Below are 22,010 nucleotides of genomic sequence, written 5' to 3'. Positions count from 1 at the left end.
ATGGGCAAGTTCTTCGAACAGCTCGCGACCAAGCTGGCCGACCGGTGGGCGACCCTGCTGCTGCTTCCCAGCGCGCTCCTGGCCGCCGCGACCGCGATCGGCGTGCAGCTCGGGCATCGGCAGGCGCTGGACCCGCAGGCATTGCGGCGAGCGGTCGCGACCATCTGGGGCGCGGTCGCAGTCCAGCCGCCGGCCACCCAGGCCGTGCTGGCCCTGGCGTTCCTGCTGGCCGCGGCCGGGGCTGGTCTCGCGGTGCAGGCGCTGGCCGGCGTGACCCGGCTGGTCTGGCTCGGCCGGTGGCCCGCACCGCTGCGGCCGGTCGCCCGCTGGCGCGCCGGCCGCCGGCGGGCTCGCTGGCACCGCCACGTGCGTCAGCGGCGGGAAATGGAACGCGCACATCCACGCGAGTACCGCACCGCCGACGAGCAGCTCTCGGTCGACCGGGCCGCCGACCGCGTCAACCGCCTCGCCCTGGCCGAGCCGGGCAGGCCGACGTGGATGGGCGACCGCATGCACGCGCTCGAGCGGGTCGCCCAGGACCGCTACGGGCTGGACCTGGCCTTCGCCTGGCCGCGGCTGTGGCTGGTGCTGCCCGACAACACCCGCGCCGAGATCGCCGCCGCGCACGCCGCGTTCGCGGCCGCGGTCGCGACCGGCACGTGGGCCTGGCCCTACCTGGTTCTCGGCGCGCTGTGGTGGCCGGCGCTGCTGCTCGCGGCGGGCATCGGCGTCACCGGGTGGGTGCAGGCGCGCAGCGCGACCACCGACCTCACCGCCCTTTCCGAGGCCGCGCTCGACCTGCACGGCCGGACCCTCGCGATCGAACTCGGCGCCGCGGGCCCGGACACCAGCGGACCGCTCACGGTCGACGAGGGCGCGCGGATCACCGCACTGGTCCGCAAAGGCCGGTGACCGCCACGAGCGCGCCGACAGCCATCCGACCGGCGGCAACTGTCCGCACCGGTCCGGTCACCACCCGTGTCCTACCGGAGTGCGGACCCCGCCGCGCGCGCAACCTACAGTCGGCTGCAGGCATGGGTCGCCGCCGCGCGGCCCGTGCCGAACGCACGGTAGCCCCTAGCCGGGAACGGGAATGACGGCGATGCGCAAGGTGAAGGACCTGACCGGGCCGGGCCGCACGGACCACTTCGGCATCGGCGGCACCGACCTCGGGGTCATGGCGGTCGCGCCGGACGGCAGGCTGGTGTCGGTGTTCGGCGACACCTTCGAGCGGGCCGGCGTGGGCGGGCGCGGCTGGCGGTCGCCGGTCGTGCTGTTCGGGGATCCGGCGACCGCCCGCACGGGTGTGGAGTGGACCGGTTCGACCGGCGCCGGTGCCTACGCCGCGCAGGCGCTGCCCTACCACCACGACTCGGTGATCAACGGCCTGCACGTCAGCACCGTGATCCCCACCGACCTCATCACGATCGGTGGCGCGATGTACCTGCACGTGATGGTGTGCCAGGGAATCGGCAACGTGCACTGGACCGAGGTGCACCGCTCGACCGACAACGGCGAGACCTGGCAGCACACCGGCGCGACGTGGCCCGGCGACCACCACGGCGGGCTGTTCCAGATGCTCACCTGGGCGCCGGGCGACGACGGCTACGTCTACGCCTTCTCCACCGGCTTCCAGCGCGACAAGGGTCTGATCCTGCAGCGGGTCCCGGCCGACCGGGTGGCCGATCCGGGCGCGTGGGAAGGCTGGGGCTTCCGTGACGGCGCGTGGGCGTGGGGCAACCCGCCCACGATCGCCCTCACCGGCGCGTACGGTGAGCTCTGCCTGCGCCCCGTCGGCGGCCGGTGGCTGCTGTCGTTCTTCGACGCGGGCAACTACCGCATCGACGTGATGAACATGGCACTGCCCACGTCGAACCTGTACGAAGCACCACGCACCACGGTGTTGCACGGCACGGCGTGGGGCCGCGAGGACCACGCGTGCGGGCACGTCGCCCAGCTCTACGGCGGCTACATCGTGCCCGGCTCCACCCTCGACGACCTGCACCTGGTGGTCAGCCAGTGGAACACCGAGCGGAACTGGCCGTACCGGGCGATGCAGTTCGCCGGGAGCGCCCCCGCCGCAGGCTGACCGCTCGGTCGGCGCCTACTGCCCGGATGCCTCCGGGTGCAGGGCGCGGCGCAGGATCGCGAGGGTTTCGGCCGCCTGGCGGCGCGACACCTGCGCACCCGCGATGATCGCGGACCGGTGGAACGTGCCGGGGAACAGGTGCAGCTCGACGGACACACCGGCTCGCAGCAGCGCGGACGCGTAGGCGATCCCCTCGTCGCGCAACGGATCGTTCTCGTACACCGACACGTAGGCCGGGGGCAGTCCGGAGAGGTCGTCGGCGCGCGCGGGCGCCGCGTACGCGGGTACCCGCCCGTCGCAGCCGCTGAGGTAGTGCCGCCAGCTCAGCTCCGCGTCGGCGCGGTTCCACAGCGGGGTGTCGTCGAACGTGCGTGCCGACGGCGTTTCCAGCCGGTCGTCGACTTCGGGGGCGTCGAGCAGCTGGAACCGGATCGGCGGACCGCCCCGGTCGCGCACCAGCAGGGTGAGCGCGGCGGCGAGCCCGCCGCCCGCGCTCATCCCGTACACGCCGATCCGCGCGGTGTCGACGCCTTCGGCGTCGGCGACCCAGCGCAGCGCCGCCTCGCTGTCGCGCAGCGCGGCCGGGTACGGGTGTTCGGGGGCCAGCCGGTAGCCGACCGCGACGACGAAAGCGGGCAGCCCGGTGCACAGCGCCACCGACTGCGGGGTGGTCGACTCCAGGCTCCCCATGACGAATCCGCCGCCGTGCAGCAGGAGCAGCGCGGGCAGCGGCCCGGCGACGTCGAGCGGCCGGCACACCCGGATCGGCACCAGGGTGCCGTCAGCGGCGCGGACCGACTTGTCGACGATGCCGAGCCCCTCGGTCGCGGGCACCTCCGCGCGGGCGGCGAGCTGCGCCATCCGCTCACGTGCCGCGGCGAGATCGTGGATGTGCAGATCCGGTAGCGCCGGCAGCGCCGCCGCCAGCTCGGGGTCGAGATGCATGCGTGGCCCCCCGTCCGCCGAATCCGGGCCCTGCTCCACCGACTCCGCGCCCGGTCCACCGACTTCGTGCCACCGTCCCACCGCGGGCCTCGGCACGCCACCGAGGACAGGCGCTCGGGCTCGCCCGGCTCCCTGGCGGGGAACGGATGTATGCCCCCTACTCCCCGGTGATGTTGTTCTCCGCGATGATCTTCGCCGAGGACACCCGGACCACCGCGCTGCCCTCGCCCGCGTTCAGCCTGCCGTACTCGTCGGCCTTCTCCGCACCGACGTACCTCGCGGCGTTGCGGGTCGAGCAGCGCAGCACCTCGTCCGGGTCCTCCGCCGTCGTGGCCCGCCGCTCGACCCACGAACGCGAACGGCGGCGCCTCGCTCGACCCCCTCGGCGCGTACAGCGGTGTGCCCGAACTGTCCGTCGGCGCCGTCACACCGGCAACACGAGACGGCGAGGAGCGCGGGCCGCCGGTTCGGCTGTGACCCGTGGCACGCCGGAAGGCGGTCGCGGCCTCCGCGAACAGGCGTGTGAGGTAGGTCAACGCCGCGCGAGGAACACCGCACCGAGGTCGGCTCGTTGTCCCCTCGAACGATTGAGCCCCCGGCGAAGCGCGACGCGCCGCCCGCGACCCCGGCTGGAGTTCCGGCCGCGGGCGGGCCGACCGGGAGCGGCACCACCCGCGGTGCCCAGCGCTCAGGTGAACGTGATCGGTACTGGACCCACGTCCGGCGTGTGTCCCGCGAGAGGAGGCGGCAAGAGGATGGAGCGCGACACGACGAACTGGCGGGACCAGGCCGCCTGCCTGGACGAGGACCCCGAGCTGTTCTTCCCGGTGTCCGAGGTGGGCCCCGGCGCCCGGCAGGCCGCGGCGGCCAAGGCCGTGTGCGCCCGCTGCCCGGTGCGGTCGGAGTGCCTGGACCACGCCCTGGAGAACGGCCTGGACCACGGCGTCTTCGGTGGGATGACCGACCGCGAGCGCCGCGCGCTGTCCCGCAGGTCCTCGAACCAGGCCGCCTGACGGGACTTCCCGCACCGAGCGGCCCCGGCGGCCGGCGACCGTCCACTGCGATCAGCCAACCGGCCAGACGACCGGTCGCCCACCACTCGCGATCAACCAACCGGCCAGACGACCGGACGTCCACCACTCGCGATCAACCAACCGGCCAGACGACCGGTCGCCCACCACTCGCGATCAGCGTCCGGTCCACTGTGGAGGACGCTTCTCGGCGAAGGCGCGCGGTCCCTCCCGGGCGTCCTCCGACGCGAGCATCGCGCGGTAGTTCGGGAGCCCGCCGCCGCGGAGCAGCCGGTACCCGGACTCGACGTCGAGCGCCGCGGTCTCGCGCAGGATCTCCTTGACCGCCGCGACGGCCAGCGGCGCACCGGCGCGGATGCGGTGCGCCAGCGCGGTGGCCTCGGCGGGCAGGTCCGAGGCGGGCACGACGCTGGTGACCAGACCCCACCGGTGCGCCTCCGCGGCGGTCATCCGCCTGCCGGTCAGCAGCATCTCGGCCGCCACCGCGCGCGGCAGGCGCTCGGGCAGCCGCAGCACGCCGCCCGAGTCGGCGACCATCCCGAGGGTGACCTCGGTGAGCGCGAACTCCGCGTGCTCGGCGGCGACCACCAGGTCGGCCGCCAGCGCGAGCTCGAACCCGCCGCCCAGCGCGAGCCCGTTGACGGCCGCGATCACCGGCTTGTCCAGGTCGAAGAACTCGGTCAGGCCGGCGAAGCCGCCCCGGCCGTGGTCGGCGTCGATCTCCTCCCCCGCCTTCAGGTCCCAGCCCGCCGAGAAGAAGCGCTCCCCCGCGCCGGTCACCACCGCCACGCGCAACGAGTCGTCGTCGCGCAACCGGACGAACGCCTCGTGCAGAGCGCGGCTGGTGGCCACGTCGATGGCGTTGGCCTTCGGGCGGTCCAGCGTCACCGTCAGCACGCCGCCGTCGGCATCGGTGCGCACCGCGTCGGTCATGGGTTGCCTCCTCGTCGCCGGATGAGCACGTCCACCGCCGCGGTGCCCTCCGGCAGGGCCAGCAGCGGGTTCACGTCGAGTTCGACCAGGTCGTCGGTGCCGTGCGCGTAGTCGGCGATCGCGCCGACCGCGTCGACCACCGCGTCCACATCGGCGCCCGGACCGCGAAAACCCGCCAGCAGCGGCCAGATCCGCAGGCCGCGCAGCGCGTCGCGGACGTCGGCCGGGGAGGCCGGCAGCAGCAGCGTGACCGCGTCGGCGACCAGCTCGACCAGAACTCCGCCTGCGCCGACGGTCAACGCCGTCCCGAAGAGCGGATCGCGCCGCACGCCGACGATCAGCTCCGCGACGGCACCGCCGACCATGCGCTCCACCAGGAAGCGCTCCGCGACCCCGGACATGCCGTCGACCGCCTCCCGCACCTGGCGCTCGTCGGTCAGCCCGACCCGGACACCACCGACGTCGCTCTTGTGCGCGACCCCCAACGCTTTGACCACCACTGGGAATCCCAGCCTGGCTGCGGCGTCCGCGGCATCGCGGGCACCGGTCACGACGCCCGCGGGCACCGGGAGCCCGTGCTCGGCCAGCGCCCTCTTGCCCGCCCACTCGTCGAGCAGGTGCACCACGCCGTCAGAGCCGGCCGGTTCCACCGTCCGCACCCGAAAAGCCGTCCGCACGGGAAGAATCCGATCCACCGCGTCCTGGGCCGCGCCGATCCGCGCCGCGGCGCCGATCGCGTCCAGGCAGTCGGCCACGCCCTGCATCGCAGCGATGCCCTCGCCGAGGAGCCGGTCCCCCACCGCCTCGGGCATCCCCTCGGGCAGCCAGCTCACGACGCAGGCGGACGCCCCGGTGCGGCGATGCGCCTCGACGTAGGCCTCCGCGGCGACCGACCACGACTCGCCCGAGCAGCGGTCCTCGCGCGGGAAGTCGAGCAGCAGCAGGTGGGTGTCGAAGCCCGCGCCGAGGAACGCCGTGAAGCACTCGGTCAGCTCGTCCCGCCGACCCCAGACGTAGGTGTGGTAGTCGAGCGGGTTGGCCACCGCGACCCGCTCGCCCAGGACCCGCCGCAGCCCCCGGCGTACAACCTCCGGGAACTCCGGCAGCGGCAGTCCGCGCTCGTCGGCCAGGTCGGCGACGAGCGCGGCCTCTCCCCCGGAGCAGCTCGCGGAGGCGAAGCGGGTTCCCGCCAGGGCACCGTGGACGTGGAGGAACTTCAGCGTCTCCACGAACGCGCCGATCTCGTGCACCCTGGCCATGCCGCAACGCCGGAACAGCGCGTCGCAGAGCACGTCCGGACCCGCGAGCGAGCTCGTGTGGCTGAGGTTGGCCCGCGCGCCCAGCTCGGAGCTGCCGGACTTGAGCACCACCACCGGAACCCGCCTGCGCAGCGCTTCCAGCGCCACGTCGGCCAGGCCCGCGGCGTCGTCGATGCCTTCCAGGTGCAGGCCGATCGCGGTGATCCGCGGGTCCTCCAGCATCGCCGCGACGAGGTCGGCCACCCCGGTCACGGCCGCGTTGCCGAGGGTGACCAGCTGGGCCAGCGGCAGCGAACGGCGCTGCATGGTGAGGTTCTGGCCGATGTTGCCGCTCTGGGTGATCACCGCGACGCCGCTGTCCACCCGGCGACCGCCGTGCTGATCCGGCCACATCGCAACGCCGTCGAGGTAGTTGAGCGTGCCGATGCAGTTGGGCCCGATCAGCGGCATCGTCCCCGCGGCCGCCACGAGCCACTGCTGCAACGCCACTCCGCCGTGCTCGGCGAACCCCGACGCGTGGCAGACCGCGCCACCGCAACCGAGGGCGGCCAGCTCGGCCACCACCTCGACCGTCGCTCGTCCGGGCACCGCGACGAACGCGGCGTCGGGCACGCCGGGCAGCGACGCGACGTCCGGGTGGCACTCGAGTCCCGCGACCTCGGTCCGCCGGGGGTTCACCGGCCAGATCTCGCCGCCGAACCCGATCCGGCGGCACTGCCGCACCGCCTCGGCCGCGGCATCGCCGCCGACGACGGCGATGCGCTCGGGTGCGAGCAGCCTGCGCAGGTCCCCATGCGTGGCCACGCTCAGGCTCCCAGCGGGCGCAGCATCGACCGGGAGATGATGTGGCGCTGGATCTCGCTGGTGCCGTCCCAGATCCGCTCGACCCGGGCGTCCCGCCAGAACCGCTCGACCGGCAGCTCGGCCATCAGGCCCATGCCGCCGAAGATCTGCACCGCGCGGTCGGTGATGCGCCCGAGCGCCTCGGAGGCGAACAGCTTGGCCATCGCGGCGTCCTGGTCGGTCATCGCGTCCTGGTCGAGCTTCCAGGCCGCGCGCAGGGTGAGCAGCTCCGCGGCGTCGAGCTCGGTGGCCATGTCGGCGAGCTGGAACCCGACTCCCTGGAAGCGGCCGATCGGCTGGCCGAACTGCTCGCGTTGCGCCGCCCACTCGGTCGCCAGCTCCAGGACCCGCCTGCCCCGGCCGACGCTGGTGGCCGCGACGCTCAGCCTGCTGGCGCCCAGCCACTGCCCCATCAGCTCGAACCCGCGCCCCTCTTCGCCCAGCCGCTGGCCCGCGGGGATCCGGCAGTCCTCGAAGGACAGCTCGCACTGGTGGTAGCCGCGGTGGGACACGCAGGACGAGCCGCGCCGGACGGTGAGCCCGGGGGTGTCCAGGTCGACCAGGAAAGCGGTGATCAGGTTCTTCTCGCCGCGCGGAGTCCGTTCGGTTCCGGTGGCGGCGAACAGGATGACGAAGTCCGCCGCGTCGGCGTGGCTGATGAAGTGCTTGGTGCCGTTGAGCACGTAGTCGTCACCGTCGCGGACCGCGCGCGTGGTCATGGAGCGCACGTCCGATCCCGCGCCGGGCTCGGTCATGGCGAGGCAGTCGTGGCGTTCACCCCGGATGGCGGGCAGCAGGTAGCGCTCGCGCTGCTCGCCCTCGCACGCCTGCAGGATGTTGCTCGGCCGGGCGACCAGCATCTGCAACGCATAACCGGCGCGACCCAGTTCTCGCTCCACCAACGCCATGCCGACGGCGTCGAGCCCGCCGCCTCCGAGCTCCTCCGGCATGTTCGCCGCGTACAGGCCGGCCGCCAGCGCACGGTCGCGGATCCGCTCGGCGAGCCCGGGCGGCACCTCGTCGAGTCGCTCCACCTCGTCTTCGTGCGGGTCGAGCTCGGTGGCCACGAACCTGCGGACGGTGTCGACGATCAGGCGGTGCTCGTCGGTGAGTTCGAAATCCACGATCACTCCTCTCGCTTGATCCCCATCGGGCGGCCCACGACGTCGGGCACGGGGAGAACGGCGTGCGCGCGGTGCACGGCGGCCAGACGTTCCCGCAGGTCCTCGGGCATCTCGCAGGCACGGCCCCGGTGCGTGTCGACGTGCACGAGCATCTGCTCGGCGGTCGCCAGCAGGACGCCGGTGCCCTCGTGGTGCATCTCGTGGAAGACGTGCACCCGCTTCGCGTCGTGGTCGAGCACCCGCAGGGTCAGCGCCAGCGGCTCGCCTTCGGTGACCTCGCGGCGGTTGTGCAGGTGGGTCTGCACCGTGTACAGCGACCGGCCCGCGGCCCGGTACCGCTCGTCGATCCCGACGTAGCGGAAGAACGCGTCGGCGTTGTCGCCGAAGACCAGCAGGTAGCAGGACTCGCTCAGGTGCCCGTTGTAGTCGACCCACCGCGGGCTCACCGGTGTGCGGTGCAGCCGCAGCGGCGCGGGGATCTCGGCGTCGGGGTTCCACGGGCGGTGCCCGCTGCCTTCGTACGGAGTGACCACTCGGTCCATACGTGTCTCACAATGTGCGTTGGTTGTTCGCATTGAGCGACGGTGACCGTAGGCTCGGCGCTCGCGTCGCGTCAAGGAGGCTCAGCCGAGCGGACTAGGCTGGCTCCCATGCGCACCAACGCGGCCGAAACCCGGAACGACCAGGACCCGTCCCGCTCGCCGACCGGCCGCGTGCAGTCGCTGGACCGGGCCGCGGCGCTGCTCAACGCCATCTCGGCGGGCGCGCCGGAGGGCCGCTCGGCGGCGGAGCTGGCGGTGGAGTGCGGGCTCAACCGGGCCACCGCGTGGCGGCTGCTGGCGACCCTCGAACACCACTCGATGGTCGAGCGCGACCCGGCGACCAACCGCTACTCGATCGGCTTCGCGATCGCCAGGATGGCCACCTCAGCGGGCGTCGAGGGCCTGGTGCGGCGCTCCCACGGCATCCTGGAGCGGTTGTGCGGGCAGACCGGCGAGACCGCGAACCTCGCGGTGCCGCAACGACTCGGACTGACCTATGTGGACGAGGTGATCCCGCCCGTCGTGCTCAGCGCCCGGTGGCTGGGCAGGCAGGTCCCGATCCACGCGACCTCGGCGGGCAAGGCCCTGCTGGCCTGGCTGCCGGAGGAGGAGGTCGAGGCGATGCTGGCCCAGCCGCTGCCGGAGTACACCGGGACCACCCGCACCGACCGGGCCGCGCTGCGGGCCGAGCTCGCCGAGGTCCGCGCGAACGGCTACGCCATCAGCGTCGGCGAGCTCGAACCGCACCTCTACGGCGTCGCCGCGCCGGTGCTCGACGACCACCGGCGCCCGTTCGCCATCGTCAGCATCTGGGGCCCGCAGGACCGCGTGCCGCGGCCCCGGTTCCCCGAGCTCGGCGAGCTCGCGCAGCGAGCGGCGTCCGAGATCGCCGCGGCCATGTCGACCGCCTGAGCCGAGTCCCGCCGTCCGCGCCGTTCACCCCGCGCCACGCACGGCGTAGCGCCGGAACCTCGATCGCATGCGCGGTCGAGCGGCACTGGAGGACCGGACAGCAGCCGCCTTCGCAGCCCAGCCCCTGGCGACCAAGCGGCGTCGTTGCCACACTCGCTGCTCTGCCGTTGAGCGCACGGCATCTGCCGGTTCGGACGGAGGTGGGCTCGTGGTGTTCGAAGGCATCGAGGAGTTCGACCTGCCCACCTCCTCGGGCGGGTCGGTGCACGGACGCCGTGGTGGCCGCGGCCCGCCGGTCCTGCTGCTGCACGGCATCCCCGAGACGCACCTGATGTGGCACCGGGTCGCCCCGGCACTCGCCGAGCGCTTCACCGTGGTGGCCACCGACCTTCGCGGGTACGGCGACAGCGGCACCCCCGCCGACGCCCCCGACCACGCCCCGCACAGCATGCGGGCCATCGCCGCCGAGCAGGCCGAGGTGATGGCCGCCCTCGGCCACGACGAGTTCGCCGTAGCCGGCCACGACCGCGGCGGACGGTGCGGCTACCGGATGGCCCTGGACTCCCCGGACGTGGTCACCGCCCTCGCGGTCCTGGACATCGTGCCCACCGGCGAGGCGTTCGACCGCGCCGGCATGGACTTCGCCCTCGGGTACTGGGTCTGGTCGTTCCTGGCCGCACCGGCTCCGGTCCCCGAGCGGCTGATCGCGGCCGACCCCGCGGTGCTGGTGGAGCACATGCTGGACTCGTGGTCCGACGTCGCCGGCGCGTTGCCGGCGGCGGTGCGCGCCGAGTACGTCGAGAAGTTCCGGGACCCGGCCACGGTGCACGCGGTGTGCGAGGAGTACCGCGCCGCCGCCTCCCTGGACCACCAGCACGACCTGGCCGATCGGGGACGCAAGCGCATCCGCTGCCCGGTCCTCGCGCTGTGGAGCGCGACCGGGGCCGTCGCCCGCTGGTACGAGCCGCTGCGGATCTGGCGGCAGTGGGCCGAGGAGGTCAGCGGGACGGCGGTGCGCGCCGGGCACTTCCTGCCCGAGGAGGCCCCGGAAGAAACCACGCGCCTCCTCCTGGACTTCCTCGCTCCCCCGCACCGCCGGCGATGACCCCCGGCGCCGAGTGCGCACCCGGTCCGCCGCCGCGTTCTGGCGGGACCTCCGGGCAGCTACTACTGTTACACAGTGTGATCAAACCGCGACCGAGGCTCGGCGGTTCGCGGTGGTCGTCTGGCACTGGAGCAGTGCGGTTCGACCACGAGGGGTAGTTATGACAGAGCGGGAGCACCGGGTTAGGCGTATCCGGCGGGCACTGCCCAGCAGCGACCACCCCGGCATGCTCAGCCACACCGGCATGCTCAGCCACGCCGACAAGCTGGCCTGGCTGGTCGAGGCCGAGCGCATGGCACGGATGGGCAGCTTCGCGTTCGACGTGGCCCGCGGCGTCGGATACGGCAGCCCGCTACTCATGGAGTGGTTCGCACAAGGGCAGGACGAGATCGTCGTCGACGACCTGCACCAGCTGCTCAACGCGCTGCACCCGGACGACCGGGCCGCCGCGGAGAAGTGCTACACCGAGGTCGTGGCCGACCCGGGCGGCCTGACGCGGAGCGTGCAGATCCGCGACCAGAGCGGCGAGCACATCTACCTCTGCAACGTGCGCGCCGAGCACGGCCCCGACGGCCGGCTCGCCCGCCTGCTGGGCACGGTCCAGGACGTCACCGAGCAGCGGACGCTGGAGTGGAAGCTGCGCGACGAGCAGCAGCGGGTGGTCGACGCCCAGCAGCTCGCCCGGCTGGGAACCTGGGAGTGGGACCCGGGCTCGGGGCGGACCAGGTTCTCGGACCTGCTCTACGAGCTCACCGGCAGGAACCGCGCGGAGACCACGACCTACCACGGGTACCTGGAACGGGTTCCGGCCGACGAACGGCGGCGGGTGCACCGGATCTGGCAGGGGCTGCGCAGGGACCGGCAGCCGGTCGAGTTCGAGCACCGCTACGTCCGCCTGGACGGGTCGGTCCGCGTGTGGCGGATGCACGGCGCCGAAAGGCACGACATCGCCGGCAGGCCGCGCCTGCTCGGGACCGTGCAGGACGTCACCGAGGAGCACGCCGCGCAGTCGCGGCTGCGGCGGTTCATCGACCTGTGCGAGCTCGCCCCGGTCGGCGTCGGCCTGTTCGACCAGGAGGAGCGGCTCGTGCACGCCAACCCCGCGCTGTGCCGGCTCCTCGGCCACTCCCCCGAGCAGCTGCGCGGCATGACCACCGAGGCCATCAGCGAGCCCGGCGAGCAGAACCGCTGGTCCCTCCCCGACGCCGCACGGGGGTCCGGCACCGCCCCGGCGCCGCGGCGGTGGCTGCGCCGCCGCGACGGCGACTCGGTGTACTGCGAACTGCACAGCACCGAGTCGGTGCAGGACGACGGGACCCGGTTCTGGCTGGTGGTCTTCCAGGACGTCACCGAGCCGTTCCGGACCGCGGAGATCCTGCGGCACCAGGCGACCCACGACGAGCTGACCGGCCTGCCCAACCACACCGCGGTGAAGGCCGCGCTGGGCGACCTGCTCGCCTCGGCCGGCGCGGACCGGGTGGCGGTGTTCCTCTGCGACATCGACAACTTCAAGCGGATCAACAACTCCCTGGGCCACGACGCCGGCGACGAGCTGCTGGTCGCGCTCGCGCGCAGGCTCGAGAGCCGGTTGCCGCGGGAGTGCACGCCCGCCCGCCTCTCCGGTGACGACTTCCTGGTCGTCTGCTCCGACATCGACGCCGCCGGCGGCGTGGAGAGCCTGGCCAGGACCATGTCCGGGCTGCTGAGCACCGCGGTTCCGGTGCACGGGCAGCTGATCAAGGTGTCGGTGTCGATCGGTGCCGCGATGCGCCACGACCCGCTCACCACCGGCGGCGACCTCCTGCGCTTCGCCGACGCCGCGCTGAGCGAGGCCAAGCGGCAGGGCTCCGGCAGGCTCTCGCTGGCCGGGCCCGCGCTGCGGGACGCCGCGAACCAGCAGGTGCACCTGGAAGGAGAGCTGCGCAAGGCCCTGCAGGACGGCGAGCTGGAGATGCACTACCAGCCCGTGGTCTCCGACGACGGCACGATCGTCACGGTCGAGTCGCTGCTGCGGTGGCCCCACCCCGAGCGCGGGATGCTCCGCCCCGGCGCGTTCATGCCGATCGCCGAGCAGGGCGGCATGCTGCGCGACCTCGACCTCTGGGTGCTGCGGACCTGCCTGCGCGAAGCCGCGGACTGGCCCCTCGCGCGCGGCGCCCCGGTGCGGATCGCGGTGAACCTCTCGGCGCTGGTTCCCGGCGACCCCGGCTTCGTCGACACCGTCCGGGAGGCGATCACCGACAGCGGCATCGCCCCGAGCCGGGTGATCCTCGAACTGGTCGAGACCGCGCTGGTGGACCTGCCGGATCGCTCCCGGCAGGCCATGGACGAGCTCACCCGCTACGGGGTCCGGTTCTCCGTGGACGACTTCGGCACCGGCTACTCGTCGCTGGCCCGCCTCAAGGACCTCCCGGCCCACACGATCAAGCTCGACCGCCGGTTCGTCTCCGGAGTCGTCACCGACCCGGCCGACCTGGCGGTCGCCAAGGCGGTAGCCGACATCGCCCACGCCATGCGCCGCCGGTGCGTCGCCGAAGGCGTGGAAACCGCGACCCAGTTCCACGTGCTGCGCGGCATCGGGGTGAACGGCTACCAGGGCTGGCTGTTCTCCTATCCCCTCCCGGCACGCGAACTGCTCCCGCTGCTGCGCAAAGGCCACCTGCCCGTGCCGACCGCGTGATCGGCCGCGCCCGCCGAGATCGGCGAAACCCGACCTGCGCAGGGCCGGGAGCTGGCAGACTGGAAGCCTTCTTTGGCTGATCAGCTTCGTCATCCGGAGGGGTTCGTGGTCGGTGGCGGCAAGGTGCGGCGGCGGTGGCCGTGGGCGGTGTTCGGCGCGGTGTGCGCACTGGCCGTCGCGTGCCTCGCGGTGTGGCTCGGCGGTGAGATCGTGGCCTATTCCCGCAGGCCGTTGTCCGATCAGGACAGTCTGGCCAGCGTGACCAGCATGTTCATCGGCGGGGCGGCGCTCGTGGTGTCGGTGGCCTCGCTGGTGGTGGCGGCGCTGCAACTGCGCCAGGGCGCCAGGCGGATCCGCTCGCGCGAGTCCGGCGAGCCGACGCCTGGGAGCACCGTGCAGATCGGCACGGCCTCCGACGGCGGCCGGCTGTTCCAGGTCGCCCACGGCGACGTCCACTTCCACGACGCGCCACCGGAATCCGGTCAGAGCGGGGAAAGCACCCGATGACCACCGCGGGCGACGGGCCCGGGGCCTCGCACGTGCACCAGGAAGTGCGCGTCGAGAGCGGCTTCGGCTACGGGGTGATCGGGGCCGACCTGCACGTGTTCGCCGACCGGGGCCCGGTCTACGTTCTGGAGGAGTACCGGCAGGCGCAGCCGCCCGACCCGGAGTGGCTGGCCGAGCTGCCGAGCCGGATGCTCAACGCCCGCTACGCCGTCGTCGACTTCACCGGCCGCCAGGACCAGCTCGCCCTCCTGCGCCAGTGGCGCGACACCGGTCCGAGGCTGGCCGCGCGCTGGCTGCACGCGCCCGGCGGACAGGGCAAGACCCGATTGGCCGCGCAGTTCGCCCAGGACTCGCTCGCCGCGGGCTGGAAGGTCGTCACCGCGACGCACGGACCGGGCAGCGTCCTGCCCCCGCCCGGCAGCCAGGACCTGCGCCTGACCGGCGAACGCGGTCTGCTGCTGATCATCGACTACGCCGACCGGTGGCCGCTGAGCCATCTGACCTGGCTGCTCAGCAACGCCATCCTGCACCAGAGCGCGGTCCCGGCGCGGGTGCTGATGCTCGCCCGCGGCGCCGACACCTGGCCCGCGGTGCGCGCGGCGCTGGCCAACCACCAGGCCGGCACCTCCTCCCAGCACCTGCCCTCTCTGCCCGACGACACCGGCCAGCGCACCGAGATGTTCAACGCGGCCCGCGACAGCTTCGCCACCCGCTACTCCCTCGGATCCGCCGCCGATGTCCAGCCGCCGGCCCGGCTCGACGACCCCGACTTCGGGCTGACCCTCGCGCTGCACATCGCCGCGCTGGTCGCCGTCGACGCCCACGCCACCGGACGCCGCCCACCCGGCGACATGGCGAACCTGACCATCTACCTGCTCGACCGCGAACACCTGCACTGGGCGCGCCTGCACACCAGCGGCGAGCACGACACCGGCGACACCTACGCGACTCCGCCGACGTTGATGAACCGGACCGTGTTCACCGCGGCGCTGACCGGTCCGCTGGCCCGTTCCCCCGCCACCGCGGTCCTCGGGGCACTGCGCTTACCGCTGGAACCCGAGCGGGTCCTCACCGACCACAGCCTGTGCTACCCGCCCGCGGATCCCGCCGGAACCTCGGTGCTGGAACCGCTCTACCCCGACCGGCTCGCCGAGGACTTCATCGCCCTGACCCTGCCAGGTCACACCTCCGACTACCCCGCCCAATCCTGGGCCGCACCAACGACTTCGACCCTGCTGGCCCCAGACGGCGGCGATGCCACCGGGAACGGCGAGCGGACGGCGCCTTCCTGGACGCCCCGCACCGTCACCTTCCTCGCCGCCGCCGCGGAACGCTGGCCCCACGTCGGCGCGGACCACCTCTACCCGCTGCTGCACGCCCGCCCCGAACTCGCCGTCGCCGCCGGCGGCGCCGCACTCACCTCCCTGGCCGGGCTCCAGGACATCGACCCAGAACTGCTGGAATCCATCGCGTCGCACTTCCCGGAAGACCGCCACGTCGACCTCGACGCCGGCATCGCCGCCGTCACCGTCCGCCTCGCACCGCATCGCCTGGTGCACAAGCCCGGCTGGTCAACGCAGGTGGCGATCCACCACGACGTCGGTCTCCGGCTGCACTACGCCGGCCGGGAGCCGCAGGCGCTCCAAGCAGCCGAGCAGGCCGTGGCGGCAGCGCGGCGGCTGGTGGAGGAAGCGGCCGACACCCGTGCGCGCACGATGGAACGTCTGAGGCGCGCCGCGAGCGATCCCGCCTTCGCCAGAGCGGCAGCGGCGTCCGGCCCGGCGGCCGAGGAGAAGCCGGCTCAGCTGGGGGCCGAGGAGAAGGCGGCCCAGTTGGGGGCCGCCGCGGAACGCATGCTCGCAGGGGCGTTGCGGAGTCTCGGGCGACGCCTGTCGGCGGTGGGCCGCAAGGACGAAGCGCTCGCGGCGAGCCAGGAAGCCGTCACCATCATGCGCCGTCTCGTCCAGGACTTCCCCACCGTCTACGACGACGAGTTCGGTGCCGCGCTGTACTCCCTGGGTGGTGACCTGGCGAGCATGGGTCGCCCCGGCGATGCCTCCGCGGCGGCGCAGGAGGCCATCCAGACGTACCGGCGGCTGGCCGCCGACGACCCGGCCACCTACGAACCCGACCTCGCGATCTTCCTGGTGGGCTGCGGAACCGGCCTGTTCGACCAGGGACGGCTGCCCGAGGCGCTGGCCATGACCGAGGAGGGCGTGGCCATCATGCGGCGGCACGCCCAGGCCGATCCCGCCACCCGCGAGCCCAGCTTCGCCGAGCTGCTGTCCACGCTCAGCCTCCGGCTGTCCAACTCCAACCGGCCCGCCGAGGCGACGGCCACCGCGCAGGAAGCGGTCGCGGTGTACCGGCGGCTGGCCGAGATCAACCCGGCCGCCCACGAGCCGGAGCTCGCCGAGGCGCTGCGATGCCTGGGGCTGTGCCTGCTGAAGGCGGGCCGGTCCGAGTCGCTGGACGCGTCCGGGGAAGCGGTCGGCATCCAGCGGCGGCTGGCCCGGGACATCCCCGCCGCATACGAGCCGCGCCTCGCCGAAGCGCTGCTCATCCACAGCTGGTGCCTTTACGCGACCGGGCGGCACGCCGAGGCCCTGGCAGCCACGCGCGAACAGGTCGAGGTGTACCGGCGCCTGAGCCGGGGCAACCCGGGCACCTACGAGCACCGCTTCGCGGTGGCCCAGCTGTCCTTCGCGGGACTGTGCGCCGGGACGAAGAGCGAGATGGACGACGGGCTGCGCGCGATCAACGAAGTGATCGCCACCTACCGCCGCGAAGGGCACGCGCTGGCCATGTTCGCGTTCGGTCTGCGGTCCGCCGGTGACGAGTTCGTCAAAGTGCTGGACGAACTCGGCCGCGAGCACGACGCGGCCGAACTCCGACAAGCGCTCAGCAGCGTCCCCGAAGTCACACCGCCGGCGACCTGACCCGGGGTCGGCATCCGGCCGTACAGGACGTGCGGAATATCCTTGGGGTCAACAAGATTCGCGCCTGGTGGCGTGACCGTCGAGACCCGCCACCGTACGTGCCCGGAATGGACGCCGCAGGCGTGGTCGACCAGCTCGGTCCCGAAGCCGACGGCCGGCTGAGCACCGGCGAGCGAGTCGTCGCACTGGTAGTGCCGACGGGGGCCAGGCGCCTACGCCGAGCACGTCGTGGTGCCCGCCGCGTCGGTCGTGCTCGCTCCGGCCGGGGCCGACTTCCAGCCGCGGCAACCTGGTTGATGAACGCCATGGTCGCTCGCCTCGCCCTCGACGCGCTCGCGCTGCGGTCCGGTGACACGGTGGCCGTGACGGGCGCGGCTGGTGCCTTCGGCGGATACGTCATCCAGTTCGCCAAGGCCGTCGGGCTGCGCGTGATCGCCGACGCCCAACCCGCCGATGCCGAGCTGGTGCGCGAGCTCGGCGCCGGCCACGTCGTCGAACGCGGTGACGAAGTGGCCGCGCGCATCCGCGAGCTGGCACCGGAGCGCGTGCCCGGCCTGGCCGACGGTGCGGTCCTGTGACGAGCGCGCCGTCCTCGCCATCGCCGACGGCGGCCGGCTCGCGACGGTCCGCGGCTGGCGGGGTCCCGCCGAACGCGGCATCCAGGTGCACCCGGTGATGGTGCGCAACGCCGCCACCGACACCGCGGGGCTCGACCGGCTCCGCGCGCCAGGCCGAGGACGGCGTGCTCAGCCTCCGGGTCGCGGGGGCATACCGGCTGACCAGGCGTCCGAAGCGCACCGGCTGCTAGAGGCCGGAAGGGTGCGGGGCCGACTGGTGCTCGACTTCAGCTGGAAAACGCCGTCGAGCGAGCCTGCCGCCGCCGCATGGTGACAGGGAACCGCGGCGCGCTACCAGGTGACCGGCAGTTCGTAGACGCCGTAGACGAACCCGTCGTGCTTGAACGGGATGTCCTCGATGCCGGCCGCCAGCGCGAGCCTTGGGGCCCTGCGGTAGAGGGTGCGGTAGACGATCTCCAGCTCCAGCCGCGCGAGGGGCTGTCCGAGGCACTGGTGCACGCCGAAGCCGAACGCGACGTGGTGGCGCGCCTCGCGGGTGATGTCGAGCCGGTCGGGGTCGGGGAAGGCGTCGGGGTCGCGGTTGGCGATCTCGTTGGGCAGCACCAGCCCCTCACCTGCGCGCACCCGCTGCCCGGCGACCTCGACGTCCTCCAGGGCGACGCGGCGGCGCCCGCCGTGGGTGATGTTGAGGTAGCGCAGCATCTCCTCGACGGCCCGGCGAGCCACATCCGGATCGTCGGACTCCCGCAGCAGGGCGAGCTGGTCGGGGTGGCGCAGCAGCAGGAGCGTGCTCAGCGCGATCATGTTGGCGGTGGTCTCGTGCCCGGCGATCAGCAGCAGCACCGCCATCTCGGTGGCCTGCCGCAGCGTCAGGTCACCCGCTTCGATCCTGCCGCAGAGCCGGGAGCGCAGGTCGTCGCCACGCGTGTCCATTTTGGACGACAAGAGGTCGCTCAGGTACTCGGCCAGCCGGCCGGAGGCCTGTGACCGCTGTTCCGGAGTGGAGTCGCGGTTGATCATGGTCTTGCTGTTGGACTGGAAGAAGGCGTGGTCGGCGTAGGGCACGTCGAGCAGCCCGCAGATCACCAGGGACGGCACCGGCAGCGCGAATTCCTCGACCAGGTCCGCGGGCCTGGGCCCCGCCAGCAGCTCGTCCACCGCCTCGTCGACGATCCGCTGCACCCAGGGCCGCATCCGCTCGACGTTCTTCACCGCGAAGGCGGAACCGACCATCCGCCGCAGCCGGGCGTGCTCGGGGTCGTCCATGCCGATGAAGCTCAGGGTGCCGCCGCCCGGCGCCTGGCGCGGGTATGTGGGGTGGTTCATGTCCGCGCTGACGTGGCTGTCCCGGAGTACGGCCCGCTGGTCGGCGTAGCGGGTGACCAGCCACGGCGTGCTGCCGTCCCACAACCGCACGCGCGCCATCGGCGTCTCCCGCTGGAGGTCGCGCAGCGCGGGCGGCGGGTCGAAGGGGCAACCCCGCGCCCGCGGCATCGGGTAGTCGGGCGTGCTCTCGTCCAACGTGCTCGTCATGGGTTTCCCTAAGACCACATCTCATTTGGGGTTGTTATGGATCAACAGGTCCAGCTTGACAGCTCGGCGGTAGCAGATCGCCGCGCACGCCAGTTGGACGAATGCCGCGTAGTGAGCTGCTTTGCGCTCGTAGCGGCGCGCCAGCCGACGGAATCGGGAAACCCACTCCAGGGTGCGTTCGATGACGTAGCGGTGGCGTCCCAGTCGCTTGGCCGACTCGATGCCCCGGCGGGCGATCCGGGCGATGATGCCCCGTCGACGCAACGCGTTCCGGCAAACCGGGAAGTCATAGCCCTTGTCGCCGTGCAGTTTGTGCGGCCGACGCCGGGGCCGCCCCGTAGGCACCTTGACCGGCGCGACGGAATCGACTACGGCCTCCAACTCCCGGTGGTCGTTGCGGTTGGCCGCCGAGACGACCACGGCCAGTGGAATGCCGCCGCGTTCGCTCATCGCGTGGATCTTGGAGCCAGGCTTGCCTCGATCTACCGGGCTGGGGCCGGTCAGGTCCCCCCTTTGACCGCGCGGACGTGCATGCTGTCGACCGACGCGCGCGACCAGTCGATCGCCCCGGCGGTGCCCAACAGGTCCAGCAGCGCCTGGTGCAGCTGGCTGAACACCTCCGCTTGGACCCATTCGGTGAACCGGCGGTGGGCGGTGGGAGCGCTGACCGCGAACGAGGTGGGCAGCGCCGACCAGGCACACCCGGTCTGCAGCACGTACAGGATCGCAGCCAGCACCGCGCGGTCGTCCAGCCGACGCCGACCCCCGCCTTGGTGGCGTTGCGGCGCATCAGGCAACAACGGACGCGCCAGCAGCCACAACGGCTCCGGGCACCACCTCTCCACATCACTCACAATTGATCAACATATCGCCTGCCTGGAAACACACCCAAATGAGATGCGGTCTAAGGTTGATGTCGTTCAGGGTTGGATGCCCTGGATGCCCAGGGCGATGGAGTGTGGCTGATGGTTTTTGCCGTGCGGTGGCTCGGAAGGAATGGCCGTCCTGTCGTTCTGGACGCCCTGGCCACTGATTCAGATCTGCATCAAGGCGGGCGGCCCCTCGCGGACGTTTTACGACAAAAAACGCGGCGAGCGGCTGATCCACACCCAGGCCCTGCTGGCCCTGGCCCGCCGCCTGGTCGACGTGCTCTGGGCACTGCTGCGAGACGGCCGAAGCTTCACACCGACCGCGCCACCACCGGCCACCCAAGCCGCTTGACACGATCATTCAGATTCCTTCCTGGGGCGGGGAATGCGGTTCAGGAGTCCACCGCCGCGGCGCGCGGTTCCACGAGGTGGCGCCGGCGGAGCAGGCGCGCCTGCTTGGGCATGTTCCAGCCGAGCACGCCCACGGCCCGGCCGTCCCGCTGGTAGACGGCGGCGAAGCGCCGCGAGGCGGTGTCGCCCTCCACCACGTCCACCTGCGCGTCGGCGGGGAGCAGGCCGTGGACCTGGATCCTGGCGGCGAACTGGTCGGTCCAGAAGTGGGGAACGGGCGCATAGGGGAGGTCGGCGCCGAGGATGTTGGCCGCGACGGCCGCGGCCTGTTCGCTGGCGTTGGTGCGGTTCTCCAGCCGGACCAGGCCGCCGAGGCCGTGGTGCTGCCAGCGCGCCACATCGCCGACCGCGTAGATCCCGTCGGCGGCGCTGCACCGGGAGTCGCACACCACGCCGTTTTCCAACACCAGCCCGCTGTCCTCCAGCCAACCGGTGTTGGACACGGCGCCGAGCGCGACGACGACCACGTCCGCATCCAGCACCTCACCGGTGGTCAGCCGCACACCGGTCACCCGGCTGTCGGCGGCGGCGAGGCCCTCCACCGCGACGCCCGGGCGCACGTCCACGCCGTGCTCCCGGTGCAGTTCGGCGAGCGCCCCGGACGCCAGCGGCCCGAGCTGGGCCTCCATAGGTGCGGACTGCGGCCCGGCCAGCACGACCTCCACGCCGAGACCGCGCGCGGTGGCGGCGACTTCCGCACCGAGCACGCCGTCGCCCGCCACCACCAGACGACGGGCGCCGAGCAGGCGGACCCGCAACGCCAGCGCGTCGTCCAACGAGCGCAGCACGTGCACCCCTCGCTGCCCGGCCTGGCCGGGCAGCACGCGCGGTCGCACACCGGTCGTCACGACGACGGCGTCGGCGGTCAGGTCGCGCCCGGAGGTGCTGCGCACGGTGCGCGCCGCCACGTCCAGCGACACGGCCGCGTCACCGAGCAGCAGGCGGGCGTCGAGCCGCTCCAGCGCATCGTCGGAACGCAGATGCGCGCGCTCGGGCTCCCACTTGCCCCGCCAGGATCTGCTTGGACAGCGGAGGACGGTCGTAGGGCACGTGCGGCTCGTCACCGAGCACGGTCAGCGATCCGCTGAATCCCTTGCGGCGCAACGCCTCCGCGGTGGCCAGACCCGCCGCGGAGGCACCGACGACGAGCACGCTCGCGGGTGTGCTCACGCCTGCTCGCTCAGCGCGATCGCCGCGGCCGGGCACACGTCGGCCGCCTCGCGGACCGCGGCGTGCAGGTTCTCGGCGGGCTCGGCGTCGAGCAGGACCACGACGCCGTCCTCGTCGCGCTGGTCGAAGACCTCGGGCGCGGCCAGGACGCAGGAGCCGGCGCCGCAGCACTTCTCTTCGTCGACGGTGATCTTCACGTTCAAGCACTCCTTTTCGCGTTGTTGCCGGACAGGCTCAGGCGGAGGAGAACGGCGCGATCGGGGCCGTCACCAACGCCCGGCCGACCAACTCCGGACACCTGAGTCAATCGACTGACTTAAATTGTAGCGAGCGTTCAGCGGCGGGTGACCGGCGCCGCCCACAGGCCGGTGATGGCGTCGACGAGCCCCGCCGCGGCCTCGTCCCAGGTGGCCCGCGGAGTGGCCGTCCCCTCGGCGAGCGCGCGTTCCCGCTCGGCGCACATGTGCACCAAAATCAGAATGGATCGGACATATCCGAAGCCAACCCACCGACGTCGAGGGCTAATCCGGCTCGCGCGGC

18 protein-coding genes and 3 pseudogenes are annotated in these 22,010 nt (G+C 72.8%); 10 read left to right on the top strand and 11 right to left on the bottom strand.

Features of this window, described 5'->3' with window-relative positions:
- Entirely contained in the window at positions 1-912 is a 912-nt protein-coding gene (locus SACE_RS13855) for a hypothetical protein (protein ID WP_009946397.1), read from the top strand.
- A gap of 190 nt (positions 913-1,102) precedes the next feature.
- Positions 1,103-2,089, top strand: coding sequence for a DUF4185 domain-containing protein (locus SACE_RS13850; protein WP_009946398.1), 987 nt, complete (start codon positions 1,103-1,105; stop codon positions 2,087-2,089).
- A gap of 15 nt (positions 2,090-2,104) precedes the next feature.
- Here SACE_RS13850 and SACE_RS13845 read toward each other — a convergent pair whose 3' ends face one another.
- The gene (locus tag SACE_RS13845) at positions 2,105-3,034 is read right to left on the bottom strand and encodes an alpha/beta hydrolase (RefSeq protein ID WP_009946399.1); all 930 of its coding nucleotides are present in this window, start codon (positions 3,032-3,034) and stop codon (positions 2,105-2,107) included.
- Positions 3,035-3,191: 157 nt separating this feature from the next.
- Positions 3,192-3,341, bottom strand: a complete 150-nt coding sequence (locus tag SACE_RS38305; protein ID WP_009946400.1) for a pyridoxamine 5'-phosphate oxidase family protein — start codon at positions 3,339-3,341, stop codon at positions 3,192-3,194.
- A gap of 448 nt (positions 3,342-3,789) precedes the next feature.
- Between SACE_RS38305 and SACE_RS13840 the strand changes: the two genes are divergently transcribed.
- Positions 3,790-4,047 carry a WhiB family transcriptional regulator gene (locus SACE_RS13840; RefSeq protein WP_009946401.1) on the top strand — a complete coding sequence of 86 codons (258 nt, stop codon included), beginning with the start codon at positions 3,790-3,792 and terminating at the stop codon, positions 4,045-4,047.
- 174 nt (positions 4,048-4,221) lie between these two features.
- On the opposite strand, the gene SACE_RS13835 is transcribed toward SACE_RS13840, so the two are convergent.
- Genes SACE_RS13835 through SACE_RS13820 form a run of 4 tightly spaced genes read right to left on the bottom strand, consistent with a single transcriptional unit; the run spans position 4,222 to position 8,766 of the window.
- On the bottom strand, positions 4,222-4,998 hold the full coding sequence (locus SACE_RS13835; protein ID WP_009946402.1) for a carnitinyl-CoA dehydratase: 777 nt from the start codon (positions 4,996-4,998) through the stop codon (positions 4,222-4,224).
- The gene (locus tag SACE_RS13830; RefSeq protein WP_009946404.1) at positions 4,995-7,061 is read right to left on the bottom strand and encodes an acetate--CoA ligase family protein; all 2,067 of its coding nucleotides are present in this window, start codon (positions 7,059-7,061) and stop codon (positions 4,995-4,997) included. Before SACE_RS13830 ends, SACE_RS13835 begins: the two co-directional genes overlap by 4 nt.
- A gap of 2 nt (positions 7,062-7,063) precedes the next feature.
- Positions 7,064-8,224 carry an acyl-CoA dehydrogenase family protein gene (locus tag SACE_RS13825; RefSeq protein ID WP_011873855.1) on the bottom strand — a complete coding sequence of 387 codons (1,161 nt, stop codon included), beginning with the start codon at positions 8,222-8,224 and terminating at the stop codon, positions 7,064-7,066.
- A gap of 2 nt (positions 8,225-8,226) precedes the next feature.
- A complete protein-coding gene (locus tag SACE_RS13820; protein WP_009946407.1) occupies positions 8,227-8,766 on the bottom strand; it encodes a thioesterase family protein in 540 nt (179 codons plus the stop codon).
- A gap of 108 nt (positions 8,767-8,874) precedes the next feature.
- Between SACE_RS13820 and SACE_RS13815 the strand changes: the two genes are divergently transcribed.
- From SACE_RS13815 to SACE_RS38550, 6 genes are all read left to right on the top strand, one after another.
- A complete protein-coding gene (locus SACE_RS13815) occupies positions 8,875-9,678 on the top strand; it encodes an IclR family transcriptional regulator (RefSeq protein WP_009946408.1) in 804 nt (267 codons plus the stop codon).
- Positions 9,679-9,886: 208 nt separating this feature from the next.
- Complete coding sequence (locus tag SACE_RS13810; protein ID WP_009946409.1) at positions 9,887-10,783, top strand: alpha/beta fold hydrolase; 897 nt, start codon at positions 9,887-9,889, stop codon at positions 10,781-10,783.
- Between the two features lie 160 nt (positions 10,784-10,943).
- Positions 10,944-13,463, top strand: a complete 2,520-nt coding sequence (locus SACE_RS13805) for a bifunctional diguanylate cyclase/phosphodiesterase (protein ID WP_231850002.1) — start codon at positions 10,944-10,946, stop codon at positions 13,461-13,463.
- Positions 13,464-13,535: 72 nt separating this feature from the next.
- A complete protein-coding gene (locus SACE_RS13800) occupies positions 13,536-13,970 on the top strand; it encodes a hypothetical protein (protein ID WP_011873853.1) in 435 nt (144 codons plus the stop codon).
- Positions 13,967-16,909, top strand: a complete 2,943-nt coding sequence (locus tag SACE_RS13795) for a tetratricopeptide repeat protein (protein ID WP_009946412.1) — start codon at positions 13,967-13,969, stop codon at positions 16,907-16,909. The genes SACE_RS13800 and SACE_RS13795 overlap by 4 nt, the downstream gene beginning before the upstream one ends.
- Before the next feature lie 296 nt (positions 16,910-17,205).
- A complete protein-coding gene (locus SACE_RS38550; protein WP_021341879.1) occupies positions 17,206-17,487 on the top strand; it encodes an MDR/zinc-dependent alcohol dehydrogenase-like family protein in 282 nt (93 codons plus the stop codon).
- Between the two features lie 330 nt (positions 17,488-17,817).
- Here SACE_RS38550 and SACE_RS13785 read toward each other — a convergent pair whose 3' ends face one another.
- Entirely contained in the window at positions 17,818-19,020 is a 1,203-nt protein-coding gene (locus SACE_RS13785) for a cytochrome P450 (RefSeq protein ID WP_009946413.1), read from the bottom strand.
- 21 nt (positions 19,021-19,041) lie between these two features.
- A protein-coding gene (locus tag SACE_RS37180) for an IS5 family transposase (RefSeq protein WP_085982279.1) occupies positions 19,042-19,877 on the bottom strand; the annotation gives its coding sequence in 2 pieces (ribosomal slippage) (positions 19,042-19,526 and positions 19,526-19,877; 837 coding nt in all).
- 187 nt (positions 19,878-20,064) lie between these two features.
- Here SACE_RS37180 and SACE_RS13770 point away from each other — a divergent pair.
- Positions 20,065-20,241, top strand: a pseudogene (locus SACE_RS13770) (IS110 family transposase); the annotation flags it as partial.
- A gap of 40 nt (positions 20,242-20,281) precedes the next feature.
- On the opposite strand, the pseudogene SACE_RS13765 reads toward SACE_RS13770, so the two are convergent.
- The 3 genes and pseudogenes from SACE_RS13765 to SACE_RS13755 form a co-directional block, all read right to left on the bottom strand.
- Positions 20,282-21,470, bottom strand: a pseudogene (locus SACE_RS13765) (NAD(P)/FAD-dependent oxidoreductase).
- On the bottom strand, positions 21,467-21,667 hold the full coding sequence (locus tag SACE_RS13760) for a ferredoxin (RefSeq protein WP_009951301.1): 201 nt from the start codon (positions 21,665-21,667) through the stop codon (positions 21,467-21,469). Before SACE_RS13760 ends, SACE_RS13765 begins: the two are co-directional and overlap by 4 nt.
- A 137-nt stretch (positions 21,668-21,804) precedes the next feature.
- Positions 21,805-21,945: pseudogene (locus SACE_RS13755) on the bottom strand (TetR family transcriptional regulator); the annotation flags it as partial.
- Between the last annotated feature and the right edge of the window lie 65 nt (positions 21,946-22,010).

It is taken from the genome of Saccharopolyspora erythraea NRRL 2338 (assembly GCF_000062885.1).
GTDB classification, from domain to species: domain Bacteria; phylum Actinomycetota; class Actinomycetes; order Mycobacteriales; family Pseudonocardiaceae; genus Saccharopolyspora_D; species Saccharopolyspora_D erythraea.
Note: the sequence above shows the minus strand (reverse complement) of the source record. Positions and strands in the feature narration are given on the sequence as shown.

Bases quoted from the DNA above. Each gene is read 5' to 3' on its own strand.
- SACE_RS13785 (WP_009946413.1), bottom strand. From the start codon at position 19,020: ATGACGAGCACGTTGGACGAGAGCACGCCCGACTACCCGATGCCGCGG.
- SACE_RS38550 (WP_021341879.1), top strand. From the start codon at position 17,206: ATGAACGCCATGGTCGCTCGCCTCGCCCTCGACGCGCTCGCGCTGCGG.
- SACE_RS13815 (WP_009946408.1), top strand. From the start codon at position 8,875: ATGCGCACCAACGCGGCCGAAACCCGGAACGACCAGGACCCGTCCCGC.
- SACE_RS13845 (WP_009946399.1), bottom strand. From the start codon at position 3,034: ATGCATCTCGACCCCGAGCTGGCGGCGGCGCTGCCGGCGCTACCGGAT.
- SACE_RS13855 (WP_009946397.1), top strand. From the start codon at position 1: ATGGGCAAGTTCTTCGAACAGCTCGCGACCAAGCTGGCCGACCGGTGG.
- SACE_RS13850 (WP_009946398.1), top strand. From the start codon at position 1,103: ATGCGCAAGGTGAAGGACCTGACCGGGCCGGGCCGCACGGACCACTTC.
- SACE_RS13840 (WP_009946401.1), top strand. From the start codon at position 3,790: ATGGAGCGCGACACGACGAACTGGCGGGACCAGGCCGCCTGCCTGGAC.
- SACE_RS13820 (WP_009946407.1), bottom strand. From the start codon at position 8,766: ATGGACCGAGTGGTCACTCCGTACGAAGGCAGCGGGCACCGCCCGTGG.
- SACE_RS13795 (WP_009946412.1), top strand. From the start codon at position 13,967: ATGACCACCGCGGGCGACGGGCCCGGGGCCTCGCACGTGCACCAGGAA.
- SACE_RS13805 (WP_231850002.1), top strand. From the start codon at position 10,944: ATGACAGAGCGGGAGCACCGGGTTAGGCGTATCCGGCGGGCACTGCCC.
- SACE_RS13835 (WP_009946402.1), bottom strand. From the start codon at position 4,998: ATGACCGACGCGGTGCGCACCGATGCCGACGGCGGCGTGCTGACGGTG.